General features: G+C 61.1%; 16 protein-coding genes. 7 read left to right on the top strand and 9 right to left on the bottom strand.

Annotation, left to right across the window (positions count from 1 at the left end; genetic code table 11):
- Window positions 1-52: 52 nt before the first annotated feature.
- The 7 genes from CRO59_RS13520 to CRO59_RS13490 all read right to left on the bottom strand — a co-directional run bounded on the left by CRO59_RS13520 (window position 53) and on the right by CRO59_RS13490 (window position 10,978).
- Complete coding sequence (locus tag CRO59_RS13520) at window positions 53-1,255, bottom strand: efflux RND transporter periplasmic adaptor subunit (RefSeq protein WP_096795658.1); 1,203 nt, start codon at window positions 1,253-1,255, stop codon at window positions 53-55.
- Window positions 1,256-1,269: 14 nt separating this feature from the next.
- Entirely contained in the window at window positions 1,270-2,739 is a 1,470-nt protein-coding gene (locus CRO59_RS13515) for an efflux transporter outer membrane subunit (RefSeq protein WP_097088148.1), read from the bottom strand.
- On the bottom strand, window positions 2,729-3,211 hold the full coding sequence (locus tag CRO59_RS13510) for a MarR family winged helix-turn-helix transcriptional regulator (protein ID WP_097088150.1): 483 nt from the start codon (window positions 3,209-3,211) through the stop codon (window positions 2,729-2,731). The genes CRO59_RS13515 and CRO59_RS13510 overlap by 11 nt, the downstream gene beginning before the upstream one ends.
- 237 nt (window positions 3,212-3,448) lie before the next feature.
- Window positions 3,449-4,768, bottom strand: coding sequence for a hypothetical protein (locus CRO59_RS13505; protein ID WP_097088151.1), 1,320 nt, complete (start codon window positions 4,766-4,768; stop codon window positions 3,449-3,451).
- Between the two features lie 94 nt (window positions 4,769-4,862).
- On the bottom strand, window positions 4,863-8,537 hold the full coding sequence (locus tag CRO59_RS13500; protein ID WP_097088153.1) for a translocation/assembly module TamB domain-containing protein: 3,675 nt from the start codon (window positions 8,535-8,537) through the stop codon (window positions 4,863-4,865).
- Window positions 8,534-10,261, bottom strand: a complete 1,728-nt coding sequence (locus CRO59_RS13495; RefSeq protein WP_097088154.1) for an autotransporter assembly complex family protein — start codon at window positions 10,259-10,261, stop codon at window positions 8,534-8,536. The genes CRO59_RS13500 and CRO59_RS13495 overlap by 4 nt, the downstream gene beginning before the upstream one ends.
- Before the next feature lie 66 nt (window positions 10,262-10,327).
- Entirely contained in the window at window positions 10,328-10,978 is a 651-nt protein-coding gene (locus CRO59_RS13490; RefSeq protein WP_097088156.1) for an N-acetyltransferase, read from the bottom strand.
- A 304-nt stretch (window positions 10,979-11,282) separates the two neighbouring features.
- On the opposite strand from CRO59_RS13490, the gene xthA reads away from it, so the two are divergent.
- Window positions 11,283-12,095, top strand: a complete 813-nt coding sequence (gene xthA / locus CRO59_RS13480; RefSeq protein WP_095138861.1) for an exodeoxyribonuclease III — start codon at window positions 11,283-11,285, stop codon at window positions 12,093-12,095.
- Window positions 12,096-12,283: 188 nt separating this feature from the next.
- A complete protein-coding gene (locus CRO59_RS13475) occupies window positions 12,284-13,618 on the top strand; it encodes a substrate-binding domain-containing protein (protein WP_097088158.1) in 1,335 nt (444 codons plus the stop codon).
- A gap of 130 nt (window positions 13,619-13,748) precedes the next feature.
- Here CRO59_RS13475 and CRO59_RS13470 read toward each other — a convergent pair whose 3' ends face one another.
- Window positions 13,749-14,978: an acyl-CoA dehydrogenase gene (locus tag CRO59_RS13470; protein WP_003223710.1), complete on the bottom strand. Its 1,230-nt coding sequence runs from the start codon at window positions 14,976-14,978 to the stop codon at window positions 13,749-13,751.
- Between the two features lie 157 nt (window positions 14,979-15,135).
- Between CRO59_RS13470 and CRO59_RS13465 the strand changes: the two genes are divergently transcribed.
- The 3 genes from CRO59_RS13465 (at window position 15,136) to CRO59_RS13455 (ending at window position 17,693) form a co-directional block, all read left to right on the top strand.
- Window positions 15,136-16,065 carry a LysR family transcriptional regulator gene (locus CRO59_RS13465; protein WP_097088160.1) on the top strand — a complete coding sequence of 310 codons (930 nt, stop codon included), beginning with the start codon at window positions 15,136-15,138 and terminating at the stop codon, window positions 16,063-16,065.
- A 178-nt stretch (window positions 16,066-16,243) separates the two neighbouring features.
- Window positions 16,244-16,645, top strand: coding sequence for a MerR family DNA-binding transcriptional regulator (locus CRO59_RS13460; RefSeq protein WP_027614625.1), 402 nt, complete (start codon window positions 16,244-16,246; stop codon window positions 16,643-16,645).
- A gap of 148 nt (window positions 16,646-16,793) precedes the next feature.
- Window positions 16,794-17,693 (top strand): hydroxymethylglutaryl-CoA lyase, encoded by a 900-nt coding sequence (locus tag CRO59_RS13455; protein WP_097088161.1) that lies wholly within the window; start codon window positions 16,794-16,796, stop codon window positions 17,691-17,693.
- Between the two features lie 666 nt (window positions 17,694-18,359).
- Here the strand turns inward: CRO59_RS13455 and CRO59_RS13450 are convergent.
- On the bottom strand, window positions 18,360-20,057 hold the full coding sequence (locus CRO59_RS13450) for an AMP-binding protein (protein ID WP_097088163.1): 1,698 nt from the start codon (window positions 20,055-20,057) through the stop codon (window positions 18,360-18,362).
- A gap of 359 nt (window positions 20,058-20,416) precedes the next feature.
- Here CRO59_RS13450 and CRO59_RS13445 point away from each other — a divergent pair, with 359 nt between their 5' ends.
- Window positions 20,417-21,580 carry an isovaleryl-CoA dehydrogenase gene (locus CRO59_RS13445; RefSeq protein WP_007961115.1) on the top strand — a complete coding sequence of 388 codons (1,164 nt, stop codon included), beginning with the start codon at window positions 20,417-20,419 and terminating at the stop codon, window positions 21,578-21,580.
- A gap of 13 nt (window positions 21,581-21,593) precedes the next feature.
- A complete protein-coding gene (locus CRO59_RS13440) occupies window positions 21,594-23,201 on the top strand; it encodes a carboxyl transferase domain-containing protein (protein WP_097088164.1) in 1,608 nt (535 codons plus the stop codon).
- Window positions 23,202-23,297: the final 96 nt, after the last annotated feature.

The following is a 23,297-nucleotide window of genomic DNA, read 5'->3' as shown; positions in this document are numbered from 1 at the left end:
GACTGATACACCGCTATCGCGAGCAGGCTCACTCCTACAAGGTCAGTGCAGGTCAGCGTTGCGCGGTCTTGCTCACCGCAGCGCTGTTGTCGTGGATCAGTTGCGCAATCATCGCGTCGGCTTCGGCCAGTTGGCGGTCGTAGACGTTGGTGCTGAACGAGGCCTTTTGCGGCGGTTGCTGAGCCAGCACCGGGCCGCTCTGGTCGTGCAGGTTCACTTCTACGTTGGTTGACAGGCCGACCCGTAGCGGGTGCTTGGCCAGTTCTTCGGCGTTGATGTGAATCCGCACCGGCACACGCTGCACGATTTTGATCCAGTTACCGGTGGCGTTCTGCGCCGGCAACAGGGCGAACGCGCTGCCGGTACCGGCGCCGAGGCTGTCGACGGTGCCGCTGTACTTCACGCTGCTGCCGTAGATGTCGGACTCGATGTCCACCGGTTGGCCGATGCGCATGTCACGCAATTGGGTTTCCTTGAAGTTGGCATCGATCCACAGTTGATCCAGCGGAATCACCGCCATCAGCGCGGTGCCCGGCTGCACACGCTGACCGAGTTGCACGGTGCGTTTGGCGACGTAACCGGTGACCGGCGCGATCAGGGTGCTGCGGGCATTGGTCAGGTACGCCTGACGCAGATCGGCAGCGGCCGACATCACGTCCGGGTGCGACGAAACCACGGTGTCATCGACCAGCGCGCTGGTGGTTTTCAGTTGCTGCTTGGCGTTGGCCAGGGCGTTTTGCGCCGAGGTCAGGTCGTCGCGGGCGTGGGACAGTTCTTCCTGGGAAATCGCCCCGCCAGCAGCGAGGTTTTTCCGGCGGTTGTAGTTGTCCTGTGCTTTCTGTACTTCTGCCTGTTGCGCGTTGACCTGGGCTTTCATGCCATCGACGTTGCTGTACAGGCCGCGCACCTGACGCACGGTACGCGCCAGTTTTGCCTGAGCACTTTGCAGGCCGACTTCGGCGTCGTTCGGGTCGAAGTTGATCAGCACCTGCCCTTCGTGAACCAGATCGCCGTCGTCGGCGCCGATGCTGACCACGGTGCCGGTGACCAACGGGGTGATCTCCACGACGTTGCCGTTGACGTAGGCGTCGTCGGTGCTTTCGTTGAAGCGCCCGATGAATTCGTGATACGCCCAGACGCCGGCCCCGGCGAGCAGGACCACGACGGCCAGCACCAGCAGCATGAATTTGCGCTTGCGCGGATTGCCGGTGTCGGGGGTGTTGGTTTGAGTTTGGGTGTTTTCGGCAGTGGCCATGACAAATACCTGAATTAGTTGTGCGACGTGGCTGGGGTGGCGTTGGCTGCGGTCAGGGTTTCACCCTGAAAGCCGCCGCCCAGCGCTTGCATCAGTTGAATCGACAGGTCGATCTGCTCGGCATTGAGGTTGGCCAGCTGACGCTGGGCCTGCAGCAATTGCTGCTCGATGCTGAGCACGTCCAGGTAGTTGCCGATGCCGGAACCATAACGCTGGACGACGGTGTTGTAAGAATCCTGAGCAATCTCGGTGGCGTGCTGCTGCGCGCCGATCTGCCGGCCGATGTCACGCAACTGGTTGATCGTGTCGCTGACATCACCGAGGGCTTTCACCAGACTTTTGTTGTACTGCGCCACCGCCAGATCGTAATCGGCGTCGCGCGCATCGAGGTTGGCGCGCAGGCGTCCACCGTCGAAGATCGGCACCGAAATGGTCGGGGCGATGCTGAAGAAACGACTGGCCGACCCGAACATCGCGTCACCCAACAAGGATTCGGCACCGGCCGAGGCCGTGAGGTTCAAGTTGGGATAGAAGCGGGTTTTCGCCGAGTCGATGTCTTTGCTCGCCGCTTCTACGCGCCAGCGCGCAGCGACCAGATCCGGACGCCGACCGAGCAGCTCCGCCGGCAGCACCGACGGCACCGCCACGGCGCTGGCTTGCAGGACTTTCGGCCGGGCGATTTCGTTGCCGCGATCCGGGCCTTTGCCGAGCAGCACGGCCAGGGCGATTTTCGCGCTGTTCAGACGTTTTTCAGCGTCGATCAGGCTGGCTTCGGAACTGGCCTCAAGGCTTTGGGTTTGCTGGAACTGGTACTGGCTGTCGATCCCGGCACTCAAGCGGCGCTGGCTCAGATCGAGCATCTGTTTGGTGCGTTTCAGATCGTCGTTGGCCAGGTCGTAAACGATATGCGCCTGACCCAGATCGCTGTAGGCGCGGGCCACGTCGGCGGCGAGGGTCAATTGCGCGGCCTGACGGTCGACTTCGGCAGCGCGAGCCTGACCGAGTGCAGCTTCCCACGCATCGCGCTGACCGCCCCACAAATCGAAGTTGTAATTGAAGCCTGCGCTGACATTACGCACGGTGGCGTAGGCATCGCCCTGCCCGCGCGGGTCCTGATCCTTGGCCAGGCGCGAACGGCTGATGCCGGCGCTGGCGTCGAGGGTCGGATAGCGTTCGGCATCGGCGGCATACGCGGCGGCGCTGGCCTGATGCGCGCGGGCTTCGGCGATCTGCATGTCCGGGCTGTCGTGCAGCGCTTCGCGGATCAGCCCGTCGAGTTGCGGATCGCCAAGGCTGGTCCACCAGTCGCTCTTCGGCCATGCCGCCGGCGACAGAGTCACGCCGTTGAGCGACTGGCCGACTTTCAGGCTTTTCGCGTCGAGGTTTTTGCCCTGTGTGTCGAGGCCGCTGTAATTGGCGCAGCCGGCGAGGATCATCGCCGACAGCACCAGGGTCAGGCTGGTGCGCAAGGTTTTACCGCTCATTGTGTTCACCTAACCGCTGGATAGTGATCGGATCACCGGCTGCCAGCAGGATTTTCTTGAGGATGTATTCCAGGGTTTTCAGCTCTTCACGAGAGATGGCGCCGGCCAGTTCATTCATCGCATCGGCGCCGATGAAGGGCAGGCGATCGGCCAGTTGCTGGCCCTGCTCGGTGAGCTTGAGCTGCACCTGACGGCGATCGCCTTCGCTGCGTTGGCGAGCCAGGAAACCTTTCTGCTCCAGACGATCGAGCATGCGTGTCATCGAACCGCTGTCCAGCGACAAATGCCGACACAGCTCGGCCGGGGTGTCGACGCCGTACTGGGCCATGATGATCAACACCTTGAACTGCGCGGCGGTGATGCCGTGGGGTTCCATGTGGGTATCGATGATCCGGTCTTTGAGCAGCGCGGCACGGCCGAGCAACAGGCCGAGATGGCAATGTTTGAATTCGTCCGGGGTGAAATGCTTCATGTGCTCACCTAATAACTGCCTAGGCAGTGAATGTATGTCGAGATGTTACTGCCTAGGCAGCGAATGTCAACGTAATAGTTAGGTTGCTTTGTAATTAGTTGACCAGTGGACTGGGTTTTTGTGTTGGCCGCACTGACGCTTTCGCGAGCAGGCTCGCTCCCACAGGGATCTCATGCATACATGGATCAATGTGGGAGCGAGCCTGCTCGCGAAGGCAGCGACTCGGTGTAACGTCGGTCAGGATTTGTCGGAAGGATGCACAGCCGGCGGCTGGAGGGGATGCACTTCGCGCCCGCGCAAAGCAGTCACTGCATAACCGCAGGCGCGTTTGATCACCGCATACATGCTGTGCCAGCCCGGCGGTGCCGGCTCGATGGCGGCATGCAGCGCCCGTGCGTAATCAAGCACCAGACCGGGCGTCCAGGCCATCACTTCGGCGCGTTTACGCACCTGCGCCGCCACCCAGAACTCGGGGCTGAGTATCACTCTGGCGAAATCGAGCATGCTCGAATGCCCGCGATTCATCGCTCCTTCAAGGGCTGCTTCGAGGCTATGGGCGACGGCACTCGAGCAGTTGCGGCTGGTGAGATTGTACGTGCTGTTCTGCCGATATTCGCTCCAGAACGCCTGCAACCGCCGGGCGTCGTAGTGAGCAAAACTGACCTGAACCGAAGACGGGCACCAGTCGGCCACCTCCCCCGCATAGTCTGGCAGAAACCGCCCGGCGACATCGTTGTTCGGCGTCGCCCGCAGCAAGCGCACGAAATCCCCCGCCGAACGATCGATGTCGTCCAGCGGGTAATGGCTGATGTAAATCTCCGGGCCACATTCCAGCGCCGCGTGGCCGGCGGAGATCACGCCGTTGATGTCGACTGCGGCGATATAACGATTGAGCAAGCGGTTGCGCACCAGGGTGTCATCGACGGTGCCGCTGGGGGTCCAGACATGAATGACCAATGCGTCGCTGCTGGCCGGCGCACTGAGCGCAACAGCGTTTGTCAGCGGCGGCAGGTGCCTGAAGCGCACGGCTTGGCGCAACAACGCACAGCCCGAGAGAAACAGGCTCATGCCGATGCAGAACGGCACCGTGCCCTTGTACAACGTCGGATACGGTTCAAGGATAAACAGGCCATAGCCGATTTCGAACAATCCGGTCAGCAACGACAATTGCCAACCGACAAAGCGCACCACCACCGCAGCCGCCAGCCTGAAGACCCCGTCAACGATGAAAGCCCCGCCAAACAGCACCGCCAGAATCAGCCCGGCAGCATGTTGCCGGTCAACGATCAGCAGCCCCAGCAAGAGAAACGCCAGACCTCGCGCTTTACGCAGGGCCGCAGCGGTCCCGGTTTGCGGGGCCGGCACCAGCAGCAGGATCAGCGCTTCGAGCAACAACAGATAGCCGAAGAGATGCAGCGGAAAATACAGCACACCGTCCAGCGCATCGATGAAGATCGCCACCCCGGCCGCGCCCCAGACAATGCCGGTCAGCGCCAGTGCCGACCAGCGTTTGCGGACAAAGTCGTTACCGAGCAAGACCATACTCAAGCGGACCATAGGCGCAACCGGCAAGGTTTTGAGGGTTCGGTGAGTCTAATACATCCTGGAAAAACCGGATCGCAGCGTCACGACCCGGCTATTGGCCACGTTCTCAGAAATCGCGCTTGTAGAAGATATCCAGCGAACTGGCGACACCGCTGGCGGCTTCGACATAAACCTTCTTGCTCAGCTTGTAACGCAGCGCGATGGTGTTGGCCGGCTCGAACACGCCGACGCCATAACGCAGGCTGAGCTTTTCGGAAATGTTACCGCTGGCAACCACGCTGGTGGTGTTGCCGCTGCCCTGGGTATCGAGCTGGAAGTCCTGAATCCCAAGGTCTTTGGCCAGGCCGCTGGTGACCCCGGAACTGCCCATCAAACCCAGGCCCAACGCCGCTTGCGCGAGCATGTTGTTGTCTTCGCCGTTGGTGCTCAGCGGACGCCCCAGTACCAGGTAGGACAACGCCTGCTCCTGACTCATGGCCGGTTCGGAGAAGATTTGCGTGGTCGGTTGCTCGGCGCTGCCGCTCAGGCGGATACCGGCGATCACGTCGTCGGTCTGGCGGATCGCTTCGATGTCCAGATACGGCTGATCGATCGGGCCGGCAAACAGCAGCCGCGCACGACGCACGTTCAGGCGCTGGCCATAGGCGCGGTAACGGCCGTCGTTGAGCCACAGCTCGCCACGGGTGTCCATGTTGTCGCCGATGTGCACGTGACCTTGCAGGTTGGCGGTCAGGCCGAACCCGGCGAAGCTCAGTTTGTCTTCGCCGACCACCACGTCGATGTCCATTTTCATCGCCAGCGGTGGTTTGCCCTCTTCGGTCTGCGCGCCAACGATGATCGTGTCGTCGGACACTTTCACCGTCGATGGCGGCAGTTCACGCACGGTGATTTCGCCTCGCGGCACCTGTACCTTGCCGGCGATTTTCAGCTCATCGCCGGCCATGGAAATCTTCAGGTCCGGCGCCACTTCCAGCTTGGCGTACGGCTCGACGGTGACCGGCAATTGCGTGCCCTTGAGCGCCAGATCGACCACCAGCGCCTGGCCCCAGGCGACGTTACCGTTCAGGCTGCCCTGCCCACTCTTGCCGCTGTTCCAGCCACCGTCGAGGCGCACCGATTCGCCGGCAATCACCGCGGTGAGTCGCAGATTCTGCAACTCCATCGGCAACTCGGCGCCAGACACTTCGCCGTCGCTGAGTTGCACGGTGCCGTTGACCAGCGGCGCCAGCAGCCCGCCGGAAATCGTGCCGCTGCCATTCAGGCGCCCGGTCAGTTTCTCGACCATCGGCACAAACGGCCGCGCCACCGACAGGTCCAGCCCGCTGAGACGGAAAGAACCACTCAGCGGTTTGTTTTTCGGCAACGGATTGAGCTGCGCCTGCACCATCAACTCGCCGAGTTTGCCGCCGACGAAGTTGAGTTCGGTATCGACGCGCTTCGGCGTGAGTTTGCTGGTGAGCTTCAGGGTCTGGTACGGGAAGTCCAGCCACTGATCCTTTTCCTTCATGCGCAAGGTGCCGCCGCTGGCGTCGACGCTGACCACGCCGTTCGGGCCGCTGGCTGGCAGGTCCAGTTGCAGATCGGCGTTGAGCTTGCCCTGCCAGGCGAAGTCTTTCGGCAACCATTGCGCCAGACTTTCGATCGGGAACTGCTTGAGGTGGTAACGCAGTTTCGGCTCGGGCAGCAGGCGCTGGTCTTCACCGCACAGACTGGCATTGCCGGACATCCAGCAATGCGCGCCGAAGTTGATCTTGCCGTCGGCCAGACGTTCGAGTTTGGCCGGGCTCTGCAGTTTCCAGTCCTGGCCGCCGGCCTGAATATCGCCGCTGGCCAAACGACCGCGCCAGTTGCCCTTGTCCAGATTGCCGTCCAGGCCAAGGGCCAGTTTCAGCTTCGGCCCGAGCAGGTCGAGGTTGAGTTTCTGGCTCTTGATGTCGCCCTGCGCGCTGGCGGTCAACACGCCGAGGTTGGTGTCGCCGGCCTGAATGCCGCTGCCCTTGAGGTCGATCTTCGCCCGTTGCGCGCTGTCGAGCGTGGCGTCGAGGTTGAGGCTTTGCAGGCGATTGTCCTGGAACGCCAGTTGCGAACCTTGCAGATCAAGTTTGCCTTGCGGAGCTTTCAGCGTACCGGCAACGTTGACCTGACCCGTGACCTGCCCCCGCAGCTGCGGCCAGAGCTGGGCCAGACGCGTCAGTTTGATGTCGATCTGGCCGGTGAGTTTCTGTTGCAGGCTGCCCTTGCCGCTGATGCTGTTATCGCCGAGGCGGATTTGCAGGGCGTTGAGGTTCCATTGCTCACCGGCACCGTCGGCCTTGGCCTGGAGGATTGCCGGTTGCCCGCGCAATTTGCCTTTGAGGTCGAGGTCGGCGCTGAGGCTCAGGCGATCGTTCTTCATTTCGCCTTTGCTGCGCAGCGGCCCGGCCAGGGTGCCCGGCAACTCCGCAACCCAGTACGCCGGGTTCAGCGCAGAGAGATCCAGCGCCGTGTCCCAGGCGATGCCGTCGGCGAACTGCACATTGACATGACCTTCGGCCTTGCCCTGCCCGGCTTCCATTTTCAATTGCGGCAAGGCGATCTGTTTCAGGCTGCCGCTGAACGGACTGCTCAGGCTGAACGCCCCCGCCGGGCCATCGAGGTCGGCGGCGAAGTTACCGAGGTACTGACCGTCGGTGTAGGAGACTTCGCCGGTGAAGGTACGCAAGGCAACTTGCGGCTCGTCGATTTCGTTATACAGCCGATGCCACGGGAAATCCTGCCAGTTGATGTTGGCCTGAGCCGTGAGGCCCTTGCTCCAGTCAACGCTGCCGGTGAGCTTGAGGCTTTGTTTGTCGTTAGCCGTCAGGTCGAGGCCGGCGATCTGCGCACCGCTGGCATCGACCTTGCCTTTGAGCAGCAGCGCCACCGGGCCTTTATCGGCGGGCAGCGTGGCGTTGCCGTTGAGCTGATAACCGTTTTTCAGGTCACCGTCGCCGGTCAGTACCAATTGATTGAGTTGCAGGGTGTCCGGCAAATCGGCGCTGGGTTTGAACGCCTCGGAGGTGATGCGCACCTTGGCCGGCAGATTTTCCGCCAGCGGTTGCAGTTCGCCGCTCAACTGGCCGTCGAGGTAGCCACGGCTGTCTGCATGCAGGTTGAGGGTTTTCAGCAGATCGCCGTCGACTTTCAACGCCAGCGTCCAGGGGCCTGTGCCTGGGGACGGCAGGCTCAGGTCACCGGCGATGTTCAGCGGCCAATTGCCGGTCGGTTGCAGCAGGCCGGAGAGATTCAGGCTGAGGTCGTCGCGCTGCAGTTTCACGCTGTCGATCTGCAGGCCCTGGGCCGTCCAGTGCGCCGCCAGTTGCAGGCCCTTGAGCTGCTCGCTGCCGTTGAACAACAGGCTGCCGACTTGTACGTCACCGAGTTCGATGGCCACCGGCAGTTGCAGATCCGGCAGTTTGATCGGGCCGCTTTCAGTGGTTTCTTCACTCGGCGGGAATTGCAGAATGACCTGATCGGCCTTGAGCTGTTCGATGCACAAAGTCATGCGGGTCAGGCACAGCGGTGACCAGGCGAAGATTGCCTTGTTCAGCTCGACGCGACTGCTGTCCTGCTGCCACAGCAGATGATCGGCGCTCCATTGGCCACCGAGACGGCCCTGGAAATTCTCCACGCTCAAACCCGGCACCAGGCTCAGCGCCCAACGGCTGCCGGCCTGCGTCCCGAGTACCGCGCTGATGCTCAATACAATTAACAACAGCAACGCCAGCAGTGTCAGTGCCGCTATTTTCAAACCACGCTTCACAGCTCAGGCCCCATGGAAAAGTGCAGCCGGATGCCGCCGTCGTCGTCCAGCGCGTGGGCCAGGTCGAGGCGAATCGGCCCCACCGGCGAGACCCAGCGCACACCGATACCGACCCCGGTCTTGAGGTTCGGCAGTTCGAGTTTGTTGAAGGAGTTGCCCTGGTCGACGAAGGTCGCGACCCGCCATTTCTCGGCAATCGAGTACTGATACTCGACGCTGCCGGCCACCATGTAGCGGCCGCCGATGCGGTCGCCCTTGGAGTTTTCCGGGGACAGGCTCTGGTAGTCGTAACCGCGCACGCTTTGATCGCCGCCGGCGAAGAAACGCAGCGACGGCGGTACCGAGTTGTAACCGTTGGTGGCGCTGCCGCCGACCTGCACCCGACCGAGGAAGCGGTGGTTGTCGAACACCGTGGTCAGGCCCTTGATGAGCGCCGTGCCATATAAAAGGTTGTTGTCCGAGCCAAGGCCTTCTTTCGCCACTTTGCTTTCGAAGGTCAGGCGATAGCCGTTGTGCGGGTCGATGCGGTTGTCGCTTTTCAGGTACGAGTAACTGATGCCGGGCATCAACAAGGTACTCAGGCCGGAGTCGTCGCCAAGTTCATATTCTTCACGCTGCCATTTCAGCGAGATCACTCGCTGCCAGCCGCTGGGCAACTTGCTGTGCCATTCCGGGCCGAAGGTCAGCAGCTTGCTCAGGGTGTCCGAGCCGTCGATGTTTTCAAATTGATAACCACCGGCCCAACGCAGTTTGTCGGTCAGCGGTGGGTCGAGCGGGATGTCATAGAACAACCCGACGTTCTGCCGTGGCGCCGACAACTCGGCTTCCCAGCCGTAACTGTCGCCCTGCGGGTTGACCCAGTGGCGCGTCCAGTTGGCCTTGATCCGTGGGCCGACGTCGGTCGAATAACCGAGGCCCAGGCCCATGGTGCGTGGTTTGCGGGTGTCGAGTTTGACGTCGACCGGGATCACATCGTTTTTCGCCGCCGTCGGCGCCGCATCGACGCGCACGCCTTCGAAATAGCCACTCGATTGCAGGTCGCGGTTGAGTTCGGCGATCAGCTCGGAGTCATACGGATCGCCAGCCTTGAACGGCACCATGCGTTGCAGCAGGTCTTCGTCGAACGGCGTATCACCCTCGAAACTGACTCTGCCCAGCGCATAACGCGGGCCGCTTTCGTAGATCAATTCAACGTCGGCCACCCCGGCACGCGGGTCGACCAGGAGTTTCTGACTGGTGAAATGGCCACTGAAAAAACCGAAGCGCGAGGCCTGGTTCTGGATCAGGCGTTTGGCGTCTTCATAACGCCCATGGTTGAGCACCGCGCCGGACTTGAGCGTGTCACTGCTCGGCACACGAAAGGATTTGAGGGAGGCAGCAGGGCCATCGACGCGGATGGTCACATTGCGCAGACGAATCGGCTCGCCGGGATCGATGTTCAGCACCAGGCGCGGCTTGTCGCCGCCCTTCACATCACTTTCGATCTGCGGCTGGTAATAACCCAAGGCCTGCGCAGCTTTGCGCGCCTGCTCCTCGGCCCCGCGACTGAAGCGCAGCAAGGCTTCTTCATCACGATCGCCGAGGCTGCCGATATAGCCTTCTATATTGGCCTTGAGTTCGTCGTTGGACGGTTTGATCCGCACGTCCAATTCACTTTGCGCCAGCGCCGCGCAGCTGGTTAACAGCATGAGCACGCCACTGGTAAATCTTCCTGGAAACTTCATAGGCGCGGATGCTATCACGGGCTTGGGAGCGTGATAGAACAGGAAATTTCCTGAAAAGTTCTATGGCTAAGCCGTTGCAGTTTGTAACACCTGCGGATTGGCGTGGAAAAACACGTGCTCGCGCACCGGGCCGACGGCCACTTCGCCGATCTCTTCGTAGCCCTGGCGTTTATAGAATTCCAGGTAACGCGGGTTGCCGGTGTCGAGCACCACGCCTTGCGAGGTTTCGTCCACCGCGCACCAGTTGTGCACCGCCGTCAGCAACTGCTCGCCGAAGTGTTTGCCCTGAAACTGCGGATGAATCCCCAGCAGCGGCAGCATGTGCACCGAGTCGCGGGGCACGCAGGCGGCCACCGCATCGTGATATTCCAGATAGCGCCGGGTGCAGCGGAATCCGGTGCTGAGCACCATGCGCAGGCGCCATGCCCAACTTTCGGTGATGCCCAGGCGACGCTGCGGCGGCGCGATCAGGGCGATGCCGATCAGCCGGTCGTTGACCAACAGGCCGATGGCCGGCTGATCCTGCAGAAAGTGCTGTTTGACCAGTTCCCGCACCGTGGCCCGCACGCGCTGCTCGTAACCCGGCCGCTCGGCCTCGAACAGGTAACCGAAGGTCGGCTCGTGGCGATAGGCCTGATACAGCAGCGATCGGGCTTCGCGCGAGTAACCGCGGTCGAGCATGTGGATGTCGGCGATGGCGGTCTGGGTTTCAGGCATAACGGTGATTCTCCCCCGGGGCGCGGCTCAAATGACTGCGCTCTTGATGGTACGAACCTTTTGCGGGTGGCGCAGTTCCCCACAGGTATAGACCAACTCGGGATCTTCATCGACTGGGCGGCCGCCATCGCGAGCAGGCTCACTCCTACAGGGGGTACGCATTCCAATTGTAGGAGCGAGCCTGCTCGCGATGGCGTCAGCTCGGGCAACCCACATCCCACAGATGAAAATGATTTCTCCCACCCCACACTGGCCCCCATCCCACATGTCAGCTAGCATCGCCCTTTTGCCAGGACTGCCGACCATGAAGATTGTTTCCTTCAACATCAACGGACTGCGCGCCCGTCCGCATCAGCTGGCAGCGCTGATCGAAAAGCATCAGCCGGACGTGATCGGCCTGCAGGAAACCAAGGTCCACGACGACCAGTTCCCGCTGGAAGAAGTGCGTGCGCTGGGCTACCACGTTTATTTCCACGGTCAGAAAGGCCATTACGGCGTCGCCCTGCTTTCGCGCAAAGAACCGATTGCGATCCACAAAGGTTTCGCCAGCGATGAAGAAGACGCGCAGCGTCGCTTTATCTGGGGCACTTTCGCCGACGCCAATGGCGTGCCGGTGACCATCATGAACGGCTACTTCCCGCAGGGCGAAAGCCGCGACCACCCGACCAAATTCCCGGCCAAGCAACGCTTCTACAGCGACCTGCAAACCCTGCTGGAAAGCCAGTTCCACAACGAGCAGCCGCTGGTGGTGATGGGCGATGTGAACATTTCCCCGGAAGACTGCGACATCGGCATCGGCCCGGACAACATGAAGCGCTGGTTGAAAACCGGCAAATGCAGCTTCCTGCCGGAAGAGCGCGAGTGGATGGCCCGCCTGAAAAACTGGGGCCTGACCGACAGCTATCGCCACTTGAACCCGGACGTGACCGACATGTTCAGCTGGTTCGACTATCGCAGCCGTGGTTTTGAAGACGAACCGAAGCGCGGGCTGCGGATCGACGTGATCCTCGCCTCCCACGGCTTGCTGCCGCGGGTCAAGGATGCGGGCGTGGACTATGAACTGCGCGGGATGGAAAAGCCGTCGGATCATGCGCCGATCTGGCTTGAGCTGGCCTGATCTCAAGCTTTAAGAGAACCTTGTAGGAGTGAGCCTGCTCGCGATGACGGTGGATCAGTCGATGTGTTTATTGGCTGATACTCCGCCATCGCGAGCAGGCTCACTCCTACATTGGATCACTGTCATGTTTTGGTCATGCGCCTGACTTAATCTCCCCGGCAATCCCCTTGGCCTGATTCGGTGCCGGCATGATCCTGCGTGTTCTGTTCGCTTTTCTGTCGAGTGCATGGCTGACGGTCAGTGCCGCCACCCTGCCCATCCCTGAAAACGGCCCGGCATTGCGCATTCAGGGTTCCAACACCATTGGCGCCGATCTGGGCCCGGCGTTGGTCGAAGGTTTCCTGCGAGAGCAAGGCCTGCTCAAAGTCCACCGCGAAAATCCCGACACCGCCAACGAACAACACATCGTCGGCCAGACTGCCCAAGGCAAACGGGTGGTGATTGAAGTCGCCGCCCACGGTTCCAGCACCGGGTTCACCGCGCTGAAAAGCGCCAGTGCCGACCTCGCCGCCTCCTCCCGACCGATCAAGGACAACGAACTGCTCAGCCTGCAAGCGCTCGGCGACTTGAAAAGCGCCGCCGCCGAGCAGGTGATTGCCATCGACGGCCTGGCAATCATCCTTCACCCCGACAACCCACTGCAGCAACTGGACACCGAGCAACTGGCGCGGGTCTTCAGCGGTGAGGTGAAAACCTGGGAAGACCTCGGCGGTCGCGGCGGCGCGATTCATTTATATGCGCGGGATGATCAGTCCGGCACTTACGACACGTTCAAGGAACTGGTGCTGGGTCGGCGTGGGAAAAGTCTGAGTTCCAGTGCGAAACGCTTCGAATCCAGCGAGCAATTGTCCGACGCGGTGAGCAGTGATCCGCAGGGTATCGGTTTCATCGGTCTGCCATATGTGCGCCAGGCCAAAGCCGTGGCGATTGCCGACGGCGCATCGCAATCGATGTTGCCGCTCAACAGTCTGATTGCCACTGAGGACTATCCGCTGTCGCGACGCCTGTTCTTTTATCTGCCGCCCAATAGCCAGAATCCGTGGGCATCGGCACTGGTGGCGTTTGCGCAAAGCCCACAGGGCCAGAAGATTGTCGCGGCCAACGGCTTCATCAGCCAGACCGTGCACGCGATGACCGTGACACCGAATGCGCTGATGCCCGAGGGTTATCAATCCCTCAGCCGCCATGCCCAGCGTCTGACAGTGAACTTCCGCTTCGAAGAAGGCAGCGCCAGTCTCGACAACAAGGCACGGCAGGATCTGGCGCGGGTACTCGACTATATAAAGCGTCACGCCAAGACCGAGCGCGCGGTGACGCTGGTGGGGTTTGGCGACGAGAAAGACGATCCGGCCCGCGCCGACCTGCTGTCGAAGCTGCGGGCGATGGCGGTGCGCCGTGAATTGGTGAAGAACGGCGTGGTGATGCGCGAAGTGCGCGGGTTTGGCGCGTTGATGCCGGTGGCGGCGAACAGTGCGGATGAAGGCAGGATCAAGAATCGGCGGGTTGAGGTTTGGGTGTATTGAGCCTGATGTTGATGGACTGAATGGGCTGGCCCCTTCGCGAGCAGGCTCGCTCCCGCAGTGATCGCATTCTTCCATTTGGTATGCGGTCTAATGTGGGAGCGAGCCTGCTCGCGAAGCCGGCGACGCGGTCTTAATGACCGCTGCGCAGCATTTCCTTCGGCACATACTTGCCAATCTCGAACTTGCCGATCGCCGCGCGGTGCACTTCGTCCGGGCCGTCGGCCAGGCGCAGGGTGCGCTGCATGGCGTACATATAGGCCAGCGGGAAATCGTTGGAGACCCCGGCCCCGCCGTGGATCTGGATCGCTCGGTCGATCACCCGCAGCGCCACGTTCGGCGCGACGACCTTGATCTGCGCAATCTCGCTCTTCGCCACTTTGTTGCCGACGGTGTCCATCATGTACGCCGCTTTCAGGGTCAGCAGGCGCGCCATGTCGATTTCCATCCGCGAGTCGGCGATCTTGTCGACATTACCGCCCAGACGCGCCAACGGTTTGCCGAACGCGGTACGGCTCACCGAGCGTTTGCACATCAGTTCCAGTGCGCGTTCAGCCATGCCGATCGAGCGCATGCAGTGGTGAATCCGCCCTGGACCTAGGCGACCCTGAGCTATTTCGAAGCCGCGACCTTCGCCGAGCAGAACGTTTTCGTACGGCACGCGCACATTGTCGAACAGCACTTCAGCGTGACCGTGCGGTGCGTCGTCGTAGCCGAATACCGGCAGCGGGCGGACGATTTTCACCCCGGGGGTGTCAACCGGCACGAGGATCATCGAGTGCTGCGCATGGCGCGGTGCGTCAGGGTTGCTCAGGCCCATGAAGATCAGAATCTTGCAGCGCGGGTCGCAGGCGCCGGAAGTCCACCATTTCTTGCCGTTGATCACCCATTCATCGCCATCACGCACGGCGCGGGCAGCCATGTTGGTGGCGTCGGACGAGGCCACGTCCGGCTCGGTCATGGCGAACGCCGAGCGGATCTCGCCGCGTAGCAGCGGTTCGAGCCAGCGCTGCTTCTGCTCTTCGTTGGCGTAGCGCACCAGCACTTCCATGTTGCCGGTGTCCGGCGCCGAGCAGTTGAACGGCTCCGGCCCCAACAACGAACGGCCCATGATTTCCGCCAGCGGTGCATATTCAAGGTTGGTCAGGCCGGCGCCGAGTTCCGATTCCGGCAGGAACAGATTCCACAGCCCTTCGGCCTTGGCCTTGGCTTTGAGCTCTTCCATGATCGCGGTCGGCTGCCAGCGATCACCCTCGGCAACCTGGCGTTCGAACACGGCTTCGGCCGGGTAAACGTAAGTGTCCATGAACGCGGTCACGCGCTCACGCAGTTCTTGCACCTTGGGCGAATAAGCGAAATCCATGAGCAATTACCTTCTATGGGCAGAGGTTGTTCAAATCATGCAATCGATGCTAGAACAGCACTGATAATTTACCTAGCCTATTCTCGGCGTGTATAAACATTCATCACCGATATATGATCCGCTGATCGTCAGCCCCTAGAACAAGAGAAGCCGCGTTATGAATCTGAGTAAGGTCGACCTCAACCTTTTCATCGTCTTCGACGCGATTTACACCGAAGCCAACCTGACCCGCGCCGGGCAGATTGTCGGGATTACCCAGCCGGCGGTGTCCAACGCGCTGGCGCGGTTGCGCGAGACCTTCAACGATCCGCTGTTCGTGCGCACCGCCCAAGGCATGGTGCCGACGCCGATGGCGCAGAACATCATCGGCCCGGTGCGCAACGCGCTGTCGCTGCTGCGGGTGTCAGTCCAGGAGAGCCGGATTTTCAACCCGGCGCAGGCGGTGAAGACTTATCGCATCAGCATGACCGACCTCACTGAGGCGGTGATCCTGCCGCCGCTGTTCCAGCGTTTGCGGCGTCTGGCGCCGACGGTGATCATTGAAAGTTTCCTGTCAAAACGCCGCGAGACCACCAAGGAACTGGCGGCCGGACGCCTGGATTTTGCCGTCGATGCCCCGCTCAACACCGACCCGCAGGTGCGCCACGTCAAGCTGATGGAAGACCGTTACGTCTGTGCGATGCGCAAGGGACATCCGCTGGCGGGCAAGGAAAAACTGTCGCTGGATGACTATCTGTCGCTGACCCACATCCACATTTCCAGCCGCCGCAGTGGTCTGGGCTACGTCGATCTGGCGCTGGGCAAAATGGGCATTCAGCGCAAGATCGCCCTGCGCTCGCAGCATTATCTGATGGCGTCGCAGGTCATGCAGCAGACCGACATGGTGATGACGGTACCCGAGCGCTTTGCCCGGCGTAATGACTTGCATGCGTTCAACCTGCCGGTCAACGACGTGCCGCCGCTGGAGACTCACCTGTATTGGCATGAAAGCACCGACCAGGACCCGGCCAATCGCTGGATGCGCGAGCAGATCATCGAGTTGTGCCAGCAGGTGGCGGCGCAGGAGAAGAAGCTGGAGAAGGTGTAAGTCTTTGCACCGAGTCGCTGGCATCGCGAGCAGGCTCACTCCTACATACGACCGCGTTTCAATTGTAGGAGTGAGCCTGCTCGCGATGAGGCCCACAAGAACACCGCAGATCATCCTGCTTGACGTAAACGTCAACTCGCCATTAGCTTAGCGTCAAGACCTTTTTCCGAGCGCTTTCATGAGCAGCCAGACCTACAGCATTTCCGACCTCGCCCGCGAGCTGGACATCACCACCCGGGCGATCCGCTTTTATGAAGAACAAGGCCTGCTCAGCCCCGAGCGTCGTGGCCAGGAACGCATCTACTCGCCGCGCGACAAGGTCAGCCTGAAGCTGATCCTGCGCGGCAAGCGCATCGGTTTCTCCCTGGCCGAATGCCGTGAGCTGATCGAGCTCTATGACCCGTCCAGCGGTAACACCAAACAGCTCAACAGCATGCTGGCAAAAATCGGCGAGCGCCGCGAACAGCTCGAGCAGCAGTTGCTCGACATCGAACAGATGAAGCTGGAACTCGATACCGCTGAAGAACGCTGCGTGCAGGCTTTGGAGCAGACGCTGAAGAGCCAGCAGATAGCGCAGTAATCAGCCACAACTCATTCCCTGTGGGAGCGGGCTTGCTCGCGAAGGCGGAGTGTCAGGCGACAAATTTTGTATCTGATACACCGCCTTCGCGAGCAAGCCCGCTCCCACAGGGACCTCATGTAATTCCGAAAATGAGCAGGTCAACCCCATGTCCCTCCCCTCCCAAGTACGCCTGATCGAAGTCGGCCCGCGCGATGGCCTGCAGAACGAAGCCCAACCGATCAGCGTGGCTGACAAGGTGCAACTGGTCGACGCCCTGAGCGCCGCCGGTTTGGCTTACATCGAAGTCGGCAGTTTTGTCTCACCAAAATGGGTGCCGCAGATGGCCGGCTCCGCCGAAGTGTTTGCGCAGATCCAGCGCAGGCCCGGTGTGACCTACGGCGCACTGGCGCCGAATCTGCGCGGCTTTGAAGACGCGCTGGCAGCAGGCGTGAAAGAAGTCGCGGTGTTCGCCGCCGCGTCCGAGGCGTTCTCGCAGCGCAACATCAATTGCTCGATCAGCGAAAGCCTGGCGCGCTTCGCACCTATCATGGAAGCGGCGAAACAGCATGGCGTTACCGTGCGCGGTTACGTGTCCTGTGTGCTCGGCTGCCCTTATGAAGGCGAGGTCGAACCGGAACAAGTGGCGATGGTCGCCCGCGAGTTGTATGCGATGGGCTGCTACGAAGTGTCCCTCGGCGACACCATCGGCACCGGCACCGCCGGCGCGACCCGGCGGTTGTTCGAAGTGGTGTCAGCGCAAGTGCCACGGGAAAAACTCGCCGGGCACTTCCACGACACCTACGGCCAGGCGATGGCCAACATCTATGCCAGCCTGCTGGAAGGCATCGCGGTGTTCGACAGCTCTATCGCCGGCCTCGGCGGCTGCCCGTACGCCAAAGGCGCGAGCGGTAACGTCGCCACCGAAGACGTGGTGTACCTGCTCAACGGCCTGGGCATCGAGACCGGTATCGACCTGGACGCCTTGATTGCGGCGGGTCAGCAGATCAGCGCGGTGCTCGGTCGCCCGAGCGGTTCGCGCGTGGCCAAGGCCCGTAACGCCCAGTGAGGGCGAAGGTGTTACCGCTGTGTCCGAAACGTGGGCGAAGTCGAGTAACACGGAAACAAATTGTCTGGTTTGCCCTGAAGGAAAAATCCTTCAAAAATCTCAAGGCATTGATTTACAAGGGATTTAAAAAGTTGGCACGGCTTCTGCTATCTCTATGGCATAACAAGAATAAAAAGCAGCAAACCAATAAAAATAAGACGTACCGACTCTGACATAACAAAAACAACACGGCAGAGACGCAGCTAACAGATTTTTTTGGAGAAGGTGTGCTTTTCAGGGTGCTCTCAGGAGTGACCCGCAACCGGGCAGAGAACAATAAAACTACCTTCAGGTAGCTCCCGAATCGGTTGGATCGTTTAACGAGAAAGCAGATCAGCGCTCAAAAAAATACGTTTGCTCTTGACCCCGGATGGGGGTCGCCAAAAACAGCGGTAAAGGGCCACGGTTGCCAAAAACAACAACAGACCGCCCCTCAAAAATAAAAAGAGCACGCGACGACAAAATTAAAGGGGAGCCTCGGCTCCCCTTTGTGCTTTCTGTGATTCCCGAATCCCCCGCCGCCCCTTGTAGGAGTGAGCCTGCTCGCGATAGCGGTGTGTCAGTCGATGCAAATATTGACTGAGACACCGCTATCGCGAGCAGGCTCACTCCTACATTTGATTGTTGTCAGGCCTGCTTTTCGCGGAGCTCCTCGATACTGATCTCACGCATCCGAAACTTCTGGATCTTGCCCGTCACCGTCATCGGAAACTCCTCCACAAACTTGAAGTAACGCGGCGTCTTGAAGTGGGCGATGCGCTCCTTGCACCACGCTTGCAGCTCTTGTTCGGAGGCACTGTGGCCGGGATGGAATTTGATCCAGGCGACAATCTCCTCGCCGTAACGCGAGCACGGAATGCCGATCACTTGTACGTCCGCCACCGCCGGGTGGGTGAAGAAAAACTCTTCGAGCTCACGCGGATAAACGTTCTCGCCGCCGCGAATGATCATGTCCTTGTTGCGCCCGGCGATGTTCACGTACCCCTCATCGTTCATACTCGCCAGATCGCCGGTGTGCATCCAGCCGGCCTCGTCGATGGCTTCGGCCGTGGCTTGCGGGTTGCTCCAGTAACCGAGCATCACACTGTAACCGCGGGTGCACAGCTCACCGATCGTGCCGCGCGGCACCAGGTTGCCCGCCTCGTCAATGATCTTGCTTTCCAGTTGCGGCTGAGTGCGGCCGACGGTGGTCACGCGCAGTTCAAGTTCATCGTTGGGTCCGGTCTGCAGCGACACCGGACTGGTCTCGGTCATGCCGTAGGCAATCTGCACTTCGCTCATGTGCATCTCGCTGATGACCCGGCGCATTACCTCGATCGGGCAAGTGGCGCCGGCCATGATCCCGGTGCGCAGGGTCGACAGGTCGAACTCGGCCCGCTGCGGTTGATCGAGCATGGCGATGAACATGGTTGGCACGCCATAGAGGCCGGTGGCTTGTTCTTCGGCGACGGTTTGCAGGGTCAGTAACGGGTCGAACGCGTCGTTGGGATAAATCATGGTGCTGGCGTGGGTGATGCAGCCGAGGTTGCCCATGACCATGCCGAAGCAGTGATACAGCGGCACGGGGATCACCAGGCGGTCGCTCGGGGTCAGGCCGATGCTTGCGCCGACCATGTAACCGTTGTTGAGGATGTTGTAGTGACTGAGGGTCGCGCCCTTGGGGAAACCGGTGGTGCCGGAGGTGTACTGGATGTTCACCGGTTGATCGAAGTGCAGGCTGTCGCTGCGCTCACGCAGTTGTTCGGGCGAAACACTGCTCGCCAGATCGGCCAGTTGCGACCACGGCAGGAAGCCCGACGGTGGCTGTGCGTCGAGGCTGATCACCCCGCGCAAATCCGGTAGACGTTCGCTGCGCAACTGGCCGATGGATTGCTCGGCGAGTTCCGGCACCACTCCTTGCAGCATGGCGTGGTAGTTGGAGGACTTGAACGCGCCGGCGCAAACCAGCCACTGGCAACCGGACTGTTTGAGCACGTATTCCAGTTCGGAACTGCGGTAGGCCGGGTTGATGTTGACCAGGATCACGCCGAGCTTCGCCGTGGCGATTTGCGTGATGCACCACTGCGCACAGTTCGGCGCCCATATGCCAAGCCGATCGCCGGCCTGCAAACCTAGCGCCAGCAAGGCTCTGGCGTGCAGATCGACGCTATGGGCCAGCTGCTGCCAGGTGTAGCGCAACTGCTGATGCCGTACGACCAGCGCTTCACCGTGCGGGTGTTGCGCGACAGTCTGATCGAACTTCTGCCCGATGGTCATCGCCAACAAGGCTTTGTCCTGTGAGCCTCGCGTATAGCTGCGCTGCGGGTTTGCACTGGGTTGATCCATGACGACCCCTATTGTCTTTATTAGTGGGTTTACCGGGATTTTGCTCTTGGCGGGAGTCAACTGTGGCGAGGGGATTCATCCCCGATGGTGTGCGAAGCGCACCCTCAGTTTTTCCTGTTGAACCGCATTCACAGGTTTTGGGTCGGCTTCGCCAACCATCGGGGATAAATCCCCTCACCACACAAGCCCGCTCCCACCAAAAGCACTCCGCTTTCAATCCTGAACTGGTCCTACTCTCGTCTATGTTGACGTTAACGTAAAGGGTGATTGACAGCCATTCGTCACAGGCTTACGTTAACGTAAAGGTGAGAGCCGCTCGACCGCCCTCCCCACCCTACAAAAAAGCCAAAAGGTGACCCATGAGCTACCCATCCCTGAACTTCGCCCTCGGTGAAACCATCGACATGCTGCGCGATCAGGTTCAGTCCTTCGTCGCCGATCAGATCGCCCCACGCGCCGCGCAGATCGACCGCGACAACCTGTTCCCGGCCGACATGTGGCGCAAATTCGGTGACATGGGCCTGCTCGGCATCACCGTGCCGGAAGAGTACGGCGGTGCGGGTCTGGGTTACCTGGCGCACGTGGTGGCGATGGAAGAAATCAGCCGCGGCTCGGCTTCCGTGGCGCTGTCCTACGGCGCGCACTCCAATCTCTGCGTCAACCAGATCAACCGCAACGGCAACCACGAACAGAAATCCAAATACCTGCCGAAGCTGATCAGCGGCGAACACGTCGGCGCACTCGCCATGAGCGAGCCGAACGCCGGCTCCGACGTGGTTTCGATGAAACTGCGCGCCGACAAACGCGGCGACCGCTTCGTGCTCAATGGCAGCAAGACCTGGATCACCAACGGCCCTGACGCCAACACCTACGTGATCTACGCCAAGACCGACCTGGAAAAAGGCCCGCACGGCATCACCGCGTTCATCGTCGAGCGCGACTGGAAAGGCTTCAGCCGCAGCAACAAGTTCGACAAGCTCGGCATGCGCGGTTCCAACACCTGCGAGCTGTTCTTCGATGACGTCGAAGTGCCAGAAGAAAATATCCTCGGCGTGCTCAATGGCGGCGTGAAAGTGCTGATGAGTGGCCTCGATTATGAACGCGTGGTGCTGTCCGGCGGCCCGACCGGGATCATGCAGTCGTGCATGGACCTGATCGTGCCGTACATCCACGATCGCAAGCAGTTCGGCCAGAGCATTGGCGAATTCCAGCTGATCCAGGGCAAAGTCGCCGACATGTACACCCAGCTCAACGCCAGCCGCGCCTACCTGTATGCGGTGGCCCAGGCCTGCGAGCGTGGCGAAACCACGCGCAAGGACGCCGCCGGAGTGATCCTCTACACCGCCGAGCGCGCCACGCAAATGGCCCTCGACGCGATCCAGATTCTCGGCGGTAACGGCTACATAAACGAATTCCCGGCCGGGCGTCTGCTGCGTGATGCCAAGCTCTACGAAATCGGCGCCGGCACCAGTGAGATCCGGCGCATGCTGATCGGCCGCGAACTGTTCAACGAAACCCGCTAAAACGGAGCTGCACATGGCTATCCTGCATACCCAGCTCAATCCCCGTTCAGCGGAGTTCGCCGCCAACAGCGCGGCGATGCTTGAACAGGTCGACGCGCTGCACACCCTGCTCGCCCAAGTGGCGCAGGGCGGCGGCGCGAAAGCCCAGGAACGTCACACCTCGCGGGGCAAGTTGCTCCCGCGCGAACGCATCAACCGTCTGCTCGATCCGGGCTCGCCGTTTCTCGAGATCAGCCAGCTCGCCGCACACGCCGTGTATGGCGAAGACGTACCGGCCGCCGGGGTGATTGCCGGGATCGGCCGGGTCGAAGGCGTCGAGTGCATGATCGTCGCCAACGACGCGACAGTGAAAGGTGGCTCGTACTACCCGCTGACCGTGAAAAAACACCTGCGCGCGCAGACCATCGCCCAGCAGAACCGCCTGCCGTGCATCTATCTGGTGGACTCGGGCGGCGCCAACCTGCCGCGTCAGGACGAAGTGTTCCCGGATCGCGAACACTTTGGCCGGATCTTCTTCAACCAGGCCAACATGAGCGCCATGGGCATTCCGCAGATCGCCGTGGTCATGGGTTCGTGCACCGCGGGCGGCGCTTATGTGCCGGCGATGGCTGACGAAGCAATCATGGTGCGCAATCAGGCAACGATTTTCCTCGCCGGCCCACCGCTGGTGAAAGCCGCGACCGGTGAAGTGGTCAGCGCCGAGGACTTGGGCGGTGCGGATATGCACTGCAAGATTTCCGGCGTGGCCGACCATTACGCCGAGAGCGACGAGCACGCCCTCGCCCTCGCCCGCCGCAGCGTCGCCAACCTCAACTGGCGCAAGCTCGGCGAAGTGCAGCAGCGCACGCCGATTGCGCCGCTGTACGCCAGCGACGAGTTATATGGCGTGGTTTCGGCCGACGCCAAACAGCCGTTCGATGTGCGCGAAGTCATTGCGCGGCTGGTCGACGGTTCGGTGTTCGATGAATTCAAGGCATTGTTCGGCACCACGCTGGTCTGCGGTTTCGCGCACCTGCATGGATACCCGATCGCGATCCTCGCCAACAACGGCATCCTCTTCGCCGAAGCCGCGCAAAAAGGCGCGCACTTCATCGAACTGGCCTGCCAGCGCGGCATTCCGCTGCTGTTCCTGCAGAACATCACCGGGTTCATGGTCGGCCAGAAATATGAGGCCGGCGGCATCGCCAAACACGGCGCGAAACTGGTGACCGCCGTGGCTTGTGCCAAAGTGCCGAAATTCACCGTGATCATCGGCGGCAGTTTCGGCGCCGGCAACTACGGCATGTGCGGGCGCGCTTACGATCCGCGCTTCCTGTGGATGTGGCCGAATGCGCGCATCAGCGTGATGGGTGCCGAGCAGGCGGCGGGCGTGCTGGTGCAGGTCAAGCGCGAGCAGGCCGAACGCAGCGGCCAAGCCTTCAGCGCCGCGCAGGAAGCCGAGATCAAACAACCGATCCTCGACCAGTACGAAGAGCAGGGTCACCCCTACTACTCCAGCGCACGCCTGTGGGACGACGGCGTCATCGACCCGGCGCAGACCCGCGATGTGCTGGCCCTGGCCTTGTCCGCGTCGTTGAACGCGCCTATCGAACCGAGCCGCTTCGGCGTGTTCCGGATGTGATGCTTTTTTTGTGGGAGCGAGCCTGCTCGCGAGGACGGTCTGTCAGCTCCGGATACTTCGACTGATACACCGCTTTCGCGAGCAGGCTCGCTCCCA

Source organism: Pseudomonas sp. LAMO17WK12:I5, assembly GCF_900215165.1.
Classification (GTDB): Bacteria; Pseudomonadota; Gammaproteobacteria; order Pseudomonadales; family Pseudomonadaceae; genus Aquipseudomonas; species Aquipseudomonas putida_A.
Note: the sequence above shows the minus strand (reverse complement) of the source record. Positions and strands in the feature narration are given on the sequence as shown.

Coding starts and splice junctions, on each gene's coding strand:
- CRO59_RS13505 (WP_097088151.1), bottom strand. CDS start 4,768: ATGGTCCGCTTGAGTATGGTCTTGCTCGGTAACGACTTTGTCCGCAAA.
- CRO59_RS13465 (WP_097088160.1), top strand. CDS start 15,136: ATGAATCTGAGTAAGGTCGACCTCAACCTTTTCATCGTCTTCGACGCG.
- CRO59_RS13495 (WP_097088154.1), bottom strand. CDS start 10,261: ATGAAGTTTCCAGGAAGATTTACCAGTGGCGTGCTCATGCTGTTAACC.
- xthA (WP_095138861.1), top strand. CDS start 11,283: ATGAAGATTGTTTCCTTCAACATCAACGGACTGCGCGCCCGTCCGCAT.
- CRO59_RS13445 (WP_007961115.1), top strand. CDS start 20,417: ATGAGCTACCCATCCCTGAACTTCGCCCTCGGTGAAACCATCGACATG.
- CRO59_RS13460 (WP_027614625.1), top strand. CDS start 16,244: ATGAGCAGCCAGACCTACAGCATTTCCGACCTCGCCCGCGAGCTGGAC.
- CRO59_RS13490 (WP_097088156.1), bottom strand. CDS start 10,978: ATGCCTGAAACCCAGACCGCCATCGCCGACATCCACATGCTCGACCGC.
- CRO59_RS13455 (WP_097088161.1), top strand. CDS start 16,794: ATGTCCCTCCCCTCCCAAGTACGCCTGATCGAAGTCGGCCCGCGCGAT.
- CRO59_RS13450 (WP_097088163.1), bottom strand. CDS start 20,057: ATGGATCAACCCAGTGCAAACCCGCAGCGCAGCTATACGCGAGGCTCA.
- CRO59_RS13440 (WP_097088164.1), top strand. CDS start 21,594: ATGGCTATCCTGCATACCCAGCTCAATCCCCGTTCAGCGGAGTTCGCC.
- CRO59_RS13515 (WP_097088148.1), bottom strand. CDS start 2,739: ATGAGCGGTAAAACCTTGCGCACCAGCCTGACCCTGGTGCTGTCGGCG.
- CRO59_RS13510 (WP_097088150.1), bottom strand. CDS start 3,211: ATGAAGCATTTCACCCCGGACGAATTCAAACATTGCCATCTCGGCCTG.
- CRO59_RS13470 (WP_003223710.1), bottom strand. CDS start 14,978: ATGGATTTCGCTTATTCGCCCAAGGTGCAAGAACTGCGTGAGCGCGTG.
- CRO59_RS13520 (WP_096795658.1), bottom strand. CDS start 1,255: ATGGCCACTGCCGAAAACACCCAAACTCAAACCAACACCCCCGACACC.
- CRO59_RS13475 (WP_097088158.1), top strand. CDS start 12,284: ATGATCCTGCGTGTTCTGTTCGCTTTTCTGTCGAGTGCATGGCTGACG.